General features: G+C 38.8%; 14 protein-coding genes. 4 read left to right on the plus strand and 10 right to left on the minus strand.

Going from position 1 to position 12,972, the window contains the following annotated elements; translation table 11 throughout:
• The 4 genes from Q0590_RS24760 to Q0590_RS24775 all read right to left on the minus strand — a co-directional run.
• The coding region (locus tag Q0590_RS24760) for a DUF7002 family protein (protein ID WP_302040313.1) at nucleotides 1-247 on the minus strand (247 nt) is incomplete at its 3' end.
• Entirely contained in the window at nucleotides 248-1,885 is a 1,638-nt protein-coding gene (locus tag Q0590_RS24765) for an adenylosuccinate synthetase (protein WP_302040314.1), read from the minus strand.
• A complete protein-coding gene (locus Q0590_RS24770) occupies nucleotides 1,861-3,492 on the minus strand; it encodes an ImmA/IrrE family metallo-endopeptidase (protein WP_302040315.1) in 1,632 nt (543 codons plus the stop codon). The genes Q0590_RS24765 and Q0590_RS24770 overlap by 25 nt, the downstream gene beginning before the upstream one ends.
• Entirely contained in the window at nucleotides 3,489-4,079 is a 591-nt protein-coding gene (locus tag Q0590_RS24775; protein WP_302040316.1) for a hypothetical protein, read from the minus strand. Before Q0590_RS24775 ends, Q0590_RS24770 begins: the two co-directional genes overlap by 4 nt.
• A gap of 131 nt (nucleotides 4,080-4,210) precedes the next feature.
• Between Q0590_RS24775 and Q0590_RS24780 the strand changes: the two genes are divergently transcribed.
• Genes Q0590_RS24780 through Q0590_RS24795 form a run of 4 tightly spaced genes read left to right on the plus strand, consistent with a single transcriptional unit; the run spans nucleotide 4,211 to nucleotide 7,430 of the window.
• Entirely contained in the window at nucleotides 4,211-4,897 is a 687-nt protein-coding gene (locus tag Q0590_RS24780; RefSeq protein ID WP_302040317.1) for a multiubiquitin domain-containing protein, read from the plus strand.
• Nucleotides 4,872-6,044, plus strand: coding sequence for a ThiF family adenylyltransferase (locus Q0590_RS24785; protein WP_302040318.1), 1,173 nt, complete (start codon nucleotides 4,872-4,874; stop codon nucleotides 6,042-6,044). Before Q0590_RS24780 ends, Q0590_RS24785 begins: the two co-directional genes overlap by 26 nt.
• Entirely contained in the window at nucleotides 6,025-6,462 is a 438-nt protein-coding gene (locus Q0590_RS24790) for a ubiquitination-like system serine protease family protein (RefSeq protein WP_302040319.1), read from the plus strand. Before Q0590_RS24785 ends, Q0590_RS24790 begins: the two co-directional genes overlap by 20 nt.
• 41 nt (nucleotides 6,463-6,503) lie before the next feature.
• Nucleotides 6,504-7,430, plus strand: coding sequence for a S1/P1 nuclease (locus Q0590_RS24795; protein WP_302040320.1), 927 nt, complete (start codon nucleotides 6,504-6,506; stop codon nucleotides 7,428-7,430).
• Between the two features lie 120 nt (nucleotides 7,431-7,550).
• Here Q0590_RS24795 and Q0590_RS24800 read toward each other — a convergent pair whose 3' ends face one another.
• The 6 genes from Q0590_RS24800 to Q0590_RS24825 all read right to left on the minus strand — a co-directional run bounded on the left by Q0590_RS24800 (nucleotide 7,551) and on the right by Q0590_RS24825 (nucleotide 12,924).
• The gene (locus tag Q0590_RS24800) at nucleotides 7,551-8,480 is read right to left on the minus strand and encodes a hypothetical protein (protein WP_302040321.1); all 930 of its coding nucleotides are present in this window, start codon (nucleotides 8,478-8,480) and stop codon (nucleotides 7,551-7,553) included.
• A 194-nt stretch (nucleotides 8,481-8,674) separates the two neighbouring features.
• The gene (locus Q0590_RS24805) at nucleotides 8,675-8,896 is read right to left on the minus strand and encodes a hypothetical protein (RefSeq protein ID WP_302040322.1); all 222 of its coding nucleotides are present in this window, start codon (nucleotides 8,894-8,896) and stop codon (nucleotides 8,675-8,677) included.
• Between the two features lie 2 nt (nucleotides 8,897-8,898).
• The gene (locus Q0590_RS24810) at nucleotides 8,899-10,359 is read right to left on the minus strand and encodes a hypothetical protein (RefSeq protein WP_302040323.1); all 1,461 of its coding nucleotides are present in this window, start codon (nucleotides 10,357-10,359) and stop codon (nucleotides 8,899-8,901) included.
• Nucleotides 10,360-10,405: 46 nt separating this feature from the next.
• Entirely contained in the window at nucleotides 10,406-10,993 is a 588-nt protein-coding gene (locus Q0590_RS24815; protein WP_302040324.1) for a hypothetical protein, read from the minus strand.
• A 419-nt stretch (nucleotides 10,994-11,412) separates the two neighbouring features.
• Nucleotides 11,413-12,045: a hypothetical protein gene (locus tag Q0590_RS24820; RefSeq protein WP_302040325.1), complete on the minus strand. Its 633-nt coding sequence runs from the start codon at nucleotides 12,043-12,045 to the stop codon at nucleotides 11,413-11,415.
• 6 nt (nucleotides 12,046-12,051) lie between these two features.
• Nucleotides 12,052-12,924: a hypothetical protein gene (locus tag Q0590_RS24825; protein WP_302040326.1), complete on the minus strand. Its 873-nt coding sequence runs from the start codon at nucleotides 12,922-12,924 to the stop codon at nucleotides 12,052-12,054.
• Nucleotides 12,925-12,972: the final 48 nt, after the last annotated feature.

Genomic DNA, 12,972 nt, shown 5'->3' on the forward strand with positions numbered 1-12,972 from the left:
ATTTGCCTAGAGCCTTTTCGGATATAGGTTTCTGATCTCTTAAGGAAAATAAATTATCGCCAATTCTTATTTCCTGGTGAATTATTCGCCGGGATCGTTTAATCCGCTCAAGGGATTGATCACCAGTCATGTCAATCAATGCATTAGCACTATAGATTGTTCTTTCTTTGATGATGTTGATTGCATTCCTTTCACTTGTTAAATGGTAAAGGAAAGGTCTTTCTTTTATAAATTTTTGTAAATCCATTTAGATCCAGTTTCTCCGGTCAATTACAGCACGGAAATCAAATTTAGTTCCTATTAATGAGACTTTTACACCCGAACAACGTTCAATTTCCTCAATGAACCGACGGGTTTCTTCGGTGAGGTTTTCGTATCTTCTGGCCTGTTCATTCACCACCGAAATATAATCCGTAAATGTAAGTGCAATATCTGTGGGGGAATTTAACTCACAGGCTTTACGAAATAATGCCCAACTAAATTCGGCGATCCGACGAGGCCGTTTTGTAGTGGTAGTAATTTCTTTAGCTAATAAATTAGCTTCATTTTTTCCTGACCGTTTGGCAATCTCTCCCATATCAATTTCGATGCTTCCAAAACCTCCTGAATTACCACCCACTCGGATGGGATAGGTTCGGGTTACCATAATAATTTTTCGAATCCGGCGAGGAGAAATACCTGCTTCAGAAAGACAACCTGAGACGGAGGTATCCCGTGAAGTAACGTAAGGATATGGACCGTGGTGTAAACTTAACCCAGACCCTTGCGTGCCTTCCAATAGAATTTTTTTATTTTGACTATATAACTTTTCTAGTTCAGCAGCAGTATCTCCAATAAAATGCTTGAGGGCATTACAATGTTTAGCTTTATGGGAATCCTCCCCCATTAAACGAGCAATAATATTAGAAGCAGTTGCTGCTCCTACACCTTGTGCGGTGGAACCTATCTTTTCCTTAACTTTTTCCTCCAGTTCAATATCTTTTGGTGTAATGATATTTGCATTGGCATCAATTATTAATCTTCCTTTCTCTATCTCAAATGATTGTATTTCATCGAGCATTTTCGTTAGGTTTAATACAGCACCAGGCCCTATAAGAATCTTAGCATTAGGTGCTCGATATGATCCAGATGGCAACAAATGAAACACATGATTGTTAGGTTTCTGAAAAACGGTATGGCCGGCATTGGGTCCGCCTACTCGCATTAAACAATCGTATTCAGGGGAAATATGTGCAGCAATTTGCCCTTTTCCTTCCGAACCAAATTGACCACCAATGATGACATCCACCAGATTATTATGTGTAGATGGTAGAAGTCTGAAAAAGCTAGCCACCCGGATAAAAACATCCTCAGCGTTACATTTGTCAGTATCAATAATTAAATCAGCTTCTTCTCTCAGACTATTAACTTGGGCTTCAGTAGGATCAGATTTATATTGGCTATACTTTTCAAGTTGTTTATCAGGTGGAAGGTCTATATCTTCTCCCCTTTGAGAAAACCGTTTTTCTAATGTTTGAACTGAAGCTTCTAGATGAATGTGATAAACAAAATAACTATAAGCCTCTCGCATATATTGAATCTGCCCAAGAATGCGAACAGAATCAACAACATATAAATCATTACTTGAAAAATCGGAAGCAAATTGATGTTGAAAATAATCGAGAACCCATTTACCTCCTCCTTCACGATCCAGTTTTTCACCATACTGTTGAAGAAACGATCGATCAGGTAGTTTACCGTTCAGGTGTTTTTGAGCGAAATAGTATAGTCCTTCTTTTGTTTTGCAATGCTTAAAACCAAATCGATTTTCAAGCATTGCCGTTAAGGTACTTTTACCGGTACAAATTTCGCCTGAAAGAACTAAAATAACTTTTTTGTCTCCCACGTTGATTGTTCTTTAAATACGGTGAGGTTCGATTTTTCTTTTGGATTATAGGGTTTCCCAGGCAATAAATAGATACATACCTTGATATTGTAACTAGTCAGCTCATCGTGAATCATTCCGATTATTAAATTCCAATCTCCTCCAGCATGACCTGCACCAATTGTTGGCATATGAATCGATGCCTCCATATCTAAAGCGGTTGTCCTTAACTGGATAAGCCCTTTTCGAAGTTCATTATATTTCAATGGAATTTCATTATCCTTAGGGAATAATCCTTTCTGAGCCAGAATTTGAAAAACAAACAAGTCTCGATCTAATTGCACTAGGTTTGTGTTACCTAAAATGAAACGGGATCGATCTGCTTTCCACTCTTGTACTGCCTCCTTCACCTTGGGGTAATTCTTACTAAGTGATTTACCAAATCCACTTCCTAAAGCACCACTCGTATTGACCACCTGAGCAATAATTTTTTTCCCTTTCCCACGGGGTTTGGTTGCATCGCCAAATTCGATAATGACCTTTCTTTCATCGGCCGCAGTTGGCGCAAGGTGTTCTGGAACGAGCAGAATCCCCACTCGAGGTTTCTTTTCACGACGGTAGGCTGAAATACCAGCACTTGAAGCATGAAAACGGTGCCCATTTGAAAGTTCCCATGGCGTAGTATCCTCTGCTGTATGCCCTGGCGTAAAGCAATCAAAGGCTCCTGATTCTGCAGGTATTTCAAATCCTGGAGATAATTTTACAGGGAATGTTTTGGAAGCTGAATAATAATCGAGTGTAATTCTGTTATTCGATTCAAATATGCCAATGATTACTGCACATGGTTTATCGATAACCTCTGTATACCGAATAAAAACCGATTCTAAAGACGCTTTGTATCGAGTTGCTAATTGAATTAGTCCTTTCATAGAAGACTCTGCCTGATTTGCATCATGTGAAAATATTGCATAAGGTAGCTGTATCTCAGCTGCTGCTGCATTGCACAATCGCTCTAGTTGTCTATTCTCAACTGGAAATTCTTCTCGATTATGAATAGCTTGAGCACAATCCGAAAATAAAGTATGGGCAATTTCATGAGCAACTGAAAAATTGACTCTAGTCTGCTTTTGTTGCGGATTATATTGAATTTGAAAACTTGAATTTGGTTTAGGAATAATTCGTGCATCTATAACCTGATCATTAGGTATGATATCAAAACCTAAGTATCCAGCGAGTGCAATAGGGTCATATGGTGGGCCCTGCCATCCTAATTCAAATCCTTTGAATACTAGGTCACGAGCTCGACTTTTGATTTCATTTATTGGATCCTCATTTTGTGATTCGTAAATTAACTGCTTTACTGAAGGATGGTTCCAATACCTCTCAGAAACACCATAATTATTGTTTTTCCATTTCGATTCTTGTTTTTGTAACTCAGGTAAACTGGGCTGAAGCTGTTTTTGAAGCTCTCTAATTTTAGCCATTCCTTTAGAAACAACGGACTCTACGTCATACCCTTCTTCTGTCAAATATTCCTTTGCTCTTTGGGCTGAAGAGCTGTTATGTTCAATATTTGACATTATGAGCCGTAGAAAATTATCTTTAGTAAATTTGATGTCCTCGCTCATAGTGTTTGATTTATATTGTATTTTTTTGCTATTTTATCTAAGATCCTGTTTAACCTTTTCATGGCATTGTCAAAATCATTCTCTGATAATTCTGCTTCCTCCATAACTTCTCTCCGCTTATACCCCTTCTCTCTAATTAAGTTAAAAACCAGTAAAGCTAAGGTATCATTAGCCAATTTTGTATGAATTTCAGCAAGAATTAGTTGGTAATCTAATTCATCATCGAAATTAGCGCATACAAATGGCATAAGCGATTCAAAGTACCAGTCACTATCATCCGATTCATCTTGTGCGCCCCAAAAGGATAAATTTACTGTGGATTTGTTCTCAGAACTTTTTAAGTCATTACTGATTAGCCTTCGGAGAATATAATATTTAAGATAATTAACTAAAGATCCTTTAGAAGGATCATATAGTTCCGGGTTCATTAAATGCTGGCTGATAGATTCCTGCACATAATCATCCACTTGCATTCCCTTTGCATAGGAATCGGACTGCTTTCCACGAGGCCATTTGTGGGATTTTAAAAGCTGATGAGTAAAGGCCAGCAACTGAGTATATAGATCTTCCGAGATAACTGTATCCATGTAACATAAAGATTTTAGCCGCACCGGGTGAGTTTACTATTCTATGCTATTAAAGTAATTTTTTTTTCCACGTGCGGCAAAAAATACTTTTTGGATAGCATTGCTCTGTATAAACAATTTTTCAACTAATTATGGAAATACAGAAACACCACAGACCTGGCGCACCTCGCCAGCTAGAGCTCAAGATTGAAAATCAGCTATTTTATACTGATCAGCAGTATTGGACCGGAACAGAATTAAAAGCGAAAGCAGGCATTCCAATGGAAACAGAATTATTTCTTTCTATCCAAAAGCCTTACCAGGACGAACTTATCGAGAATGATACCCGTGTCAATCTTGCTCGCCCCGAAACTGAGTACTTCTATGTTAAAAAGAAGCTACTGTACACAATAAACAAAGTAGAATTTACCTCTTACAAACAGTACATCAGAGGAAGTCAAATTCGGGAGCAAGGCAAAATATCACCCGAAGATGAAATTTACTTGGATAATAAAGAAGGTTGGGAGGATGACCCGATTCTAGATGACGAATTTGTCGATCTAGCCCGCCCTGGTAAAGAGCATTTTTACTCAAAAAGGATCGGCACAGAAATTATCCTGATTATTAACGGCAGGGATCGTTCATGGAGTAAAAAAACTATCTCATTTGCAGAAGTGATCCACTTGAAGGATGGCACTGGCGAAAACGGTTCCAAAGCATATACTATAACATATACAGATGGGCATCCACAAAATCCATCCGGAGAAATGGCCAAAGGAGAAGTAGTACGAGTTAAAAACCAAATGAGATTTTATGTTACAGCAACTGATAAGTCATAGTCCTGATTTGAAAAAATTGAGAGACGAAGGGTATGAATTGGAAAGGAAAGGTGGATACTTGTGTATCCACCATATCCCATATGTAACCTCATCACGCAAGGTTGCATACGGAACCTTAATTAGCGATTTAAGTATTACAGGTAACAAGGCTGGCCCACCTTCAACACATGCGATCTATTTCATGGGAGAGGTACCATGCCACAAAGATGGAACAAGGATGGATGAAATCATTAATTCTAGTCCTAACCAACCTATTGAGGGGTTAATTGGCAACCATTATTTTTCGAGTAAACCTGCTTCTGGAAAATATGATAACAATTACGATAAGTTTACTCGCTACATCAATTTATTATCAACCCCAGCCCGGTCCATTGATCCTTTAGCCACTGCGCTTACCTTTAAACCATACATTGATGACGAAGAAAGTGTATTTCACTACTTTGATTCTAACGCTAGTCGAGCCAACATTGATCAATTGATGGATGTTTTTAAGTCACAATGTATTGCTATTATAGGACTAGGCGGATCTGGTTCTTATATCCTTGATTTTGTATCTAAAACACCGGTAGCTGAGATTCACCTTTTTGACGCAGATGTCTTTTCACAACATAATGCTTTCCGCTGTCCAGGTGCTGCTTCTATAGATATTTTGGAAAAATCGCCTTTGAAAGTTGATTATTTTGCAAACATATATTCTAAAATGCACAAAGGGATTCAGGTTCACCCAGAGTTCATAACCCAACATAATATCCAAAAGCTGAGCGGATTTAATTATGTTTTCATCTGCATAGACAAAAATTCACTTCGGAGTGATATTATCAATGGGTTAAGTCTTTTGGAAATTAACTTCATTGATGTAGGCCTAGGTGTCAATCTTCAGGATGGTAAGTTGATCGGCATAATCCGGACAACAACTGGTATACAACAATCCTATGACCATCTTATCAAAAGAATCAGTACTGAAGATACTGATAATAATGAGTACGTCACGAACATACAAATTGCCGACTTGAATGCAATGAATGCATGCAAGGCTGTGGAAAAATGGAAAAAGCTAAGTGGGTTTTACCAAGATGATATTGGAGAACTACATAGCACCTATACGTTAAGTGCATCAATGTTACTAAATGGAGACTTTACAGCCTAAGTTTGTCGATGTAATACCTGAAAAGCTTGAAGATGGTATAATATATATTTCAATGAATAGAAGTATTGCTCTACACTTATGTGTTTGCGGATGTCAGAATGAAGTAGTTACTCCCTTTTCACCAACAGATTGGGAGTTGCGATTTGATGGTAGTTCCATTTCGCTATATCCTTCGATTGGGAACTGGGAATTTCCTTGTAAATCCCACTATTGGGTTACAAGAAATGTTATTAAATATTCAAATACCTGGAATAAAAAGCAAATTCAGGCTGGCCGAGATCAAGACAAACGTAATAAAGCAATATATTCCAATCATAAAGTAGTTAATATGGCAATTTTAAAGCCCGTTATAGTAAAAAAATCTAGGTTGTTAAAATTATGTAATCAACTTTTGAGCTTATTGAAAATTAAAATATAGAGATATCTTCGTTTTCTCTGAAAACATGAGACCAATTTACTATGAAACTTATCTATTTGAAGCGTTTATCCTTTTTCCTCATTCTAATACTGAGCTTATCCTCTTTTACCTATGGCTGGAATAAGCCTACCCATATGGTCATCGGTGCCATTACCTATCGGGAACTGAAAGCCACCTCTCCTAAAGTATTAGAAAGGATACTGGCCATCCTCAAACAGCATCCGTATTATCAGACGCAGTGGAAAGATGAAATGAGCAAATACAAGCTAGTAGAGGAAGAAGATCTTTATCTGTTTATGATCGCTGCCCGGTGGCCAGATGATGTGCGAAGTGGAGAAGGTAACTATCACCATCCTACCTGGCATTATATCAACTATCCCTTTCAACCTGCAGAAAAACAAGCATCAGAGACTTATTCTATAGCAGGTGAAACTATTGTTACGGCATTTGAAGAGAACCTAGCTATCTTGAAAAGTAATGTAGAGGATAGTAAAAAGGCAGTTGCCTTATGTTGGGTCATGCACCTGATTGGGGATGTACATCAACCCTTGCATACGGCTACTTATATCACGGACCTATATCCACAAGGAGATAAGGGAGGCAATTTAGTGAAGATCAAGGTAGAGGAAAATGCCAAAACGATCAATCTACATGCCCTATGGGATGGATTAATTCTTGGTTCAGGAAATTATCAAGACATCCTCAACACAGCCATAGAGCTACGCCATAGAATCACTAGAAACACTCTGGTTGAATTGAAAGAGAAGGATTTTTCACAGTGGGCTAAGGCAAGTTATGAGTTAGCCAAAACAAAGGCCTATCTCAATGGAGCACTTATAGGCAGCACAGATGATAACAATGGCGCACTATTACCTAAAGGCTATACCACATCTGCAAAGGCAGTTGGTGAGAAACAAGTAGTCTTATCTGCTTATCGACTTTTCGAGTTGTTAATACATGTGTTATAAAAGTAACCTTACCTCAATTATCTTATAGCCTATTACACGTTTGAGCACCCATAAGTAGCGCTCATGCAGTGGTCCATCTGGTTTGTGCATACTTAGGTTATCGGGGTTAGTTTAATGAATTTATTGGATATAATGCATTTTCATCTGGCAAAAGGCATCTATGGCAGTCCGATGATCATACTTAGGTTTGCCCTTTTCATTGCGTTCAGCCAAGATGTTTTTAAGTATTTTTTTATTCTGAATAAGGTATTTTTCACAGGCAATTCTAAACCAATATGGCGTAGTACCGATGATTTTATTATCTAAGTTCCGCACATACACAAAATATCGTTGATTGCCTCTGTTATACTGTTCGTCTACGATAAGCTGAGCCAGTTTCATTAATTCATAATTGGGAATCCGGTTGCGGTACCGGTCGATATCGTCTAACTGGTGATGAAAACGGATAACCGAACAGTTCTGCCATACCCTAGGATGCAAGGCAGACAAAGACTGATAATGAATGAGTAAATCTAAATCTCTATGCCTGTTTGTGGTAATTGCTCCGATCAGCTCCACAGTATTTACGCCAATCACATAGTTGTTTATATCTTCCATGACTAGCATCCCATTAGTATAAGTAGTCAGCAATTGATACAAAGTCTGGCATTTTTCATCTATGGTCATTGGCTGGCCATCCGCTTTTAAGGGTACTACTCGTCTGGCCTCAATAGCTTTGAGCCTTGATACATCTTCTACAGCTACTGATACAAACTTTTCGTAAGACCGTTCTAGTGGTGCATTCACATCAAAAACGAGTACTTTTCTGCCTTTTTTGGTAGGAGTAGTTTGCAAATACCTTTCGATTTCTTTGATAGAGGTATAGGTTTTTCCAACGCCCTTCATGCCACAAACGACCATCATTAACGGCTCACGTGGTTCTTTAGCTTGTTTTGGCACATTGCCAGAAGGCATTGGAGGCCTATCTTTAATTGTAATTTGAGCAGGCTTTTGTGACCGATTTTGGTCACCCTGCTTACCTTTTGCTGTAGTAACTTCTGCTTTGCTCATTGATTTAGGAGATTAAAAAATAGCAGATGAATAGGTCTATAATGCATTTTGGCCGTTTGTTATAGGCTTTGGTCAGTAGGTGAATGCAAGAGCGGCCATAAGCAAAAGGCCTCTGATTGGACCGTAATTGGTCCATAGACCGGAACCGGTCAAAGGACTTTGCCATAAAAAATAACTCTTGCGATTAAAAGTGATTACCATAAAATGACTACCATGAGCCAGAAAAAAATACTGAACATGGTCAGCAAGTGGCTCTCTGATATATAGCGAACAGCATTAAATATTCGTTCTAACTTCTTTTCCAGTGGATTATCAGTCAGCATTACATACACTGATACCGATGTGCCTATAATCAGTCCGACAGGTAAAGAGAAAAGGACTTTTACAAAGTTAAAAAATGTAAGTCTGTGTCTCATCCTTATAGCGGCTTTTTTTCATCCCTGTATGCTCGTAAATCTTCCATTAACTTTTTACGCTCACCGGCCATGCGGTTCATGGCAATAAAGAGCACCACTACTAACCAGATCCCATAGACTGCCAGCGCCAGACCTGGAGAAACCCGTAACCGCTCAGCCGTTACCAGGTTGGATAGTGGCTCACGCATGTAAGGCAAAATGGTGCGAACTTCTTTATCCAATGTTTGCAGATTTTCTCTGTTCATCTGCTTGATGTCATTGGCAACACGCTTACGAATTACGGCATCTTCATTTTCCATAATCCGGCCTGCTTCACGCTCGTTGATTTCTACAAAAGAGAAGGTAATACGTGGCAGCATAGCTTCAGCCATACCCATAATGGTATTGGTTGAAAACTTATTCAGTGCTTCTGAAGCTTCTGGAGGCATTTGATAGCCTTCAGCCTGTCCAGCTCCCTCACTTGTGGAGGTAGGGTTGATTGTAAAGGCTGGCGGCTCATTATAAGAAGTAGAGCTAGGTGCTCCCTGTGCAGCATTATTGCTTGATTGTTCACTACCGGCAAATTCATCTGCAAGGGCATCCACATTGATTTCTCCAGGTGCAAAACCTTCTTCGCTTGCAGGTGCCGTAGCATTATTGGACCTAGTTTGGTCTATAGGCGTTTCTACTACTTTGGCATCTTCTACCAAATTAGTATTATTCATCAATTTAGAGATACCATCGTTGTTATTACGCTCAATTACTGGCTCATTAAAAGGAGAAAAGTCTACGGAAGCTTCGGGAGATTCATTGCCAAGGCTTGTGTCTACTTCATCCCCGGTGAAATTCAGGGTATCCGATGAAGCCAAGGCAGCATCTATATTGGCATTTGTGGCCAGGACTTGTTCTATGTTACTGGATCTGGACGAATTTTGAATGATTCGGTGCTCGATAGGTTGAGCCATAGCAGCCTGGGTAAGGCTTGCAGCTACCGGCTTATTGGACCTAGTTTGGTCCACTGTGGTTTCTTTGCCAAAAGCCTCCATATAGGCCTTTACCTGACCAGCAATAATTTCATACTTTTTGCAGAGCTCTTTATTGTACTGAGGCGTTTCTAAAATATCCTCCATGTTTTTTACAAGCTTATGCACATAGGACCTTGCAGCCAGGTTATACAAATCAGCAATTTCATTTAAAGACAATGGCGAATGTTTACGTAGGATAGCTACGCAAATCATTCTGGCCTCAGATATATGATGATTACCTTTGGTATTGAGAATCTGTGCAGGTGTTGTATCGTAAAGTTTGGCAGCTACTTTGAGTGTATAGGCATTAATTGTTTCAGGCTTGGATTTTCCCATTTTAAGGTCTGTAGGATTCATTTGCAGATTATCTAAATAGCTTTTCACTTCTTTTTTACCATACTTACCCATGAGTGATTCTACTGTGTCATGGATTTGTTCATTACCGGCTACTTGTAGCATAGACTTGAAAAAATTAAAAGAATAGGGTTATTGTCAGCTTAAAAAATTAGAAACTGTACTGATCAAGCAGATTGGAAGCAAATGTTTCTAGGGTGCATATCTCAACTTGTGTGGGTTTACCTTGCAGACTGCCACCGGCATGAGAAAGAATTTGTACTACCGGCTTTTTCTTTACTACCTGCAAGTGGATAGAAGCTTTGCCATTATGCAAAAGGCTTTGTTCTTCCAGATAAGAAGTTATCTGGTCTAAGAAAGAGCCAAGCACCTCTCCATTAATAGAGGACAAATGCGGCTTAATCATAGAAGCTAAGGGACCAAATTCTGATAAAGCCTGGTCTGCATTTTTCAATACAACATCTAAGATTTCATCATTGGAGATATAGCTTTTCAGGTTGATTTTTTCTTTCAGGTTACCTTTAGATGAATCTTTGAAAGAATAAATAGAAATCATGGTAACAAGCTTGCCTTCCACATCTTCATTATAGATCATATACAGCAGCTTGCCACCATTCTGCACCTCTTGTTCTTCAATCTTTGCCTGTAGTTTTTGAGTAGCTATCGGGACAAAACCCTTGATCATACCCATTAGCGGATTAGAACCGGCAGTAGTGAAATTGGAAAATAAGTTTAACATGTTGGCTGAGCCATTTAAAAAGTAAGAAAAATGGGTGTCGCTCTTGTTTGCTTTGGATGAGAGAGGCAACACCTAAAAAATTTATTGCACCTCCCCTTTGGAGTGCTCTTGGTTTCTTCAGTGTGGCTAGACAGGAGAGAAAGGGCCGTAAAAAATTTACTTGAACTTACTAGTATTGGAAGCAAACGGCACGTACATAACCTTACACTTTCTCTTATCTATCTGAAACAAAATTCATTAAATAATCTAACTTGAATATTTCGTTATGGCTTCATAATGAATCTTATGTAAGTGAAACGGGCAAAAAAAAGCAGCTATGTAACCCCATAGCTGCAAAAGGCCTTAATTTTAAAAATAAGCGGTATTTTAACTACAATTGTTTACACACCCTCAGAAATGAGGGGTGTGTAAAACAAAAATTAAAGTTTCACTATCGTATATGCGGTGCTCTTTTTTGGCTTCTTTACGTCAAAAAATTTCCCATTGTGCCAGCCTGTAGAAGTCCAACCAAAAAAGCCTGGGTCAAAACCGGCTTGGATTAACTCAGCTTTGCTATACTCTACTTTACCGGTATCGTACAATCTTTCCAATGCTTTTTCTATGCCAGACATACGCTCGGAAAGCTTCTGCCTGGGCTGTTTAGTTGCAGCCTTTGGTGTTTCCACTGAAAGAGTAGCAGGTTCAATGACTTGTACTTGTTGTGTTTCTATCGGTGTTTCCACTGGAAGGGTAACAGGTACAATTACGGGTGCTTGCTCGGTTTCTACCGGTGCCGGTATGGTTGCATTGGACCTTATTAGCTCCATTACTTCCTCTTCTTCTTCCAATGACACATCAAACTGGCTTAAATGCTCGTCAATTTGGGCAGAAATTTCATTTGACCAGCTTGTTAATTCTTTATTCTCATTGGGTTTACCTTTTTCTACCCAGGCTCTGTTCCATTCCTTGATTTCATCTTGCAATTCTTCCGGAAAGGACTTTACACGAATGCCTTGGTTGGCAAAAAGCGAATCTAATTGCGCTTGATGCCTATATTTTTTTGGTGCAGGCATATAAAATTAAGCAGCAGCTTTTACTTCTTTTTTGGCAAACTTCTTATCTAACTTAGCCACTACTTCATCAATTAAGCGGCTACCTTTTTGCATAAAATCCTCAATATAGGAGTTAGCTTTTGAGCCGGTTAACGATACATGCAACCTTGGTAATAAGGTATCTACATAGTAGGCAAGCTCTTTTCTAACGATTCCCTTAAAACGGTGAGACTTATCTTCCCCTTTCAGTTCATCATTTGCCGCAGCAAGGTTGGCATTGGTTTTTACCACCTCTTCAAACATGGAGAATACATGATCAGTCACCCTGGCTGTTACTGACTTCTTAATAGAAAAAGCATCTTGATAACTCATAGCCTGTACTTGGGCTATTTTTTCTTCTAGCTCACTATCTGTCAAATCCACTTTTTCCCTTAAAGTGGTGATTCTTTTCTCTTTGTATTCATTCAATTTGGCCAGCTTTTTCTGGTTGTTACGGTCCCGTATGGCCAGTTTGCAATCCTCAAAATACTTATCTTCAGCCCTCAACTCTTCCAAGGTTTTCTGTTTTTTGGAAGGTTTGGCCGGTCTATCTTTGCTTACTTTGGCTACTGGTGCTTTTTTAAAAGCAGGCTTTTTTGGAGCAGGTTTTTTAGCCGCAGGTTTGGATGAATTTTTTTTTGGTACTGTGCTCTTAATTCCCAATGCTTCCGGGAAGTTTTTCTCCATATAGGCTTCCAGTAAATGGAAGTTTTCTGCTTCAATCTCAATTAAATCTATATCAGAAAAAGCTTCTGTACGCTGAGCTAGTTCTTTTAATTCTTTAATAATCGCAGCATTTTTGATCTTGGAGAAGTCAATAGATTCGTAACGAGCTTTAATTCCTGTAACTGGTGTTGACATAAGAAAAAATATTAAAAAATAGAGGCTACCAAAAGCAGCCTCTTGGTT

Source organism: Rhodocytophaga aerolata (assembly GCF_030503435.1).
GTDB lineage: Bacteria > Bacteroidota > Bacteroidia > Cytophagales > 172606-1 > Rhodocytophaga > Rhodocytophaga aerolata.

Bases quoted from the DNA above. Each gene is read 5' to 3' on its own strand.
- Q0590_RS24795 (WP_302040320.1), top strand. From the start codon at position 6,504: ATGAAACTTATCTATTTGAAGCGTTTATCCTTTTTCCTCATTCTAATA.
- Q0590_RS24790 (WP_302040319.1), top strand. From the start codon at position 6,025: ATGGAGACTTTACAGCCTAAGTTTGTCGATGTAATACCTGAAAAGCTT.
- Q0590_RS24820 (WP_302040325.1), bottom strand. From the start codon at position 12,045: ATGCCTGCACCAAAAAAATATAGGCATCAAGCGCAATTAGATTCGCTT.
- Q0590_RS24810 (WP_302040323.1), bottom strand. From the start codon at position 10,359: ATGCTACAAGTAGCCGGTAATGAACAAATCCATGACACAGTAGAATCA.
- Q0590_RS24770 (WP_302040315.1), bottom strand. From the start codon at position 3,492: ATGAGCGAGGACATCAAATTTACTAAAGATAATTTTCTACGGCTCATA.
- Q0590_RS24780 (WP_302040317.1), top strand. From the start codon at position 4,211: ATGGAAATACAGAAACACCACAGACCTGGCGCACCTCGCCAGCTAGAG.
- Q0590_RS24805 (WP_302040322.1), bottom strand. From the start codon at position 8,896: ATGAGACACAGACTTACATTTTTTAACTTTGTAAAAGTCCTTTTCTCT.
- Q0590_RS24825 (WP_302040326.1), bottom strand. From the start codon at position 12,924: ATGTCAACACCAGTTACAGGAATTAAAGCTCGTTACGAATCTATTGAC.
- Q0590_RS24800 (WP_302040321.1), bottom strand. From the start codon at position 8,480: ATGAGCAAAGCAGAAGTTACTACAGCAAAAGGTAAGCAGGGTGACCAA.
- Q0590_RS24785 (WP_302040318.1), top strand. From the start codon at position 4,872: ATGTTACAGCAACTGATAAGTCATAGTCCTGATTTGAAAAAATTGAGA.
- Q0590_RS24775 (WP_302040316.1), bottom strand. From the start codon at position 4,079: ATGGATACAGTTATCTCGGAAGATCTATATACTCAGTTGCTGGCCTTT.
- Q0590_RS24815 (WP_302040324.1), bottom strand. From the start codon at position 10,993: ATGTTAAACTTATTTTCCAATTTCACTACTGCCGGTTCTAATCCGCTA.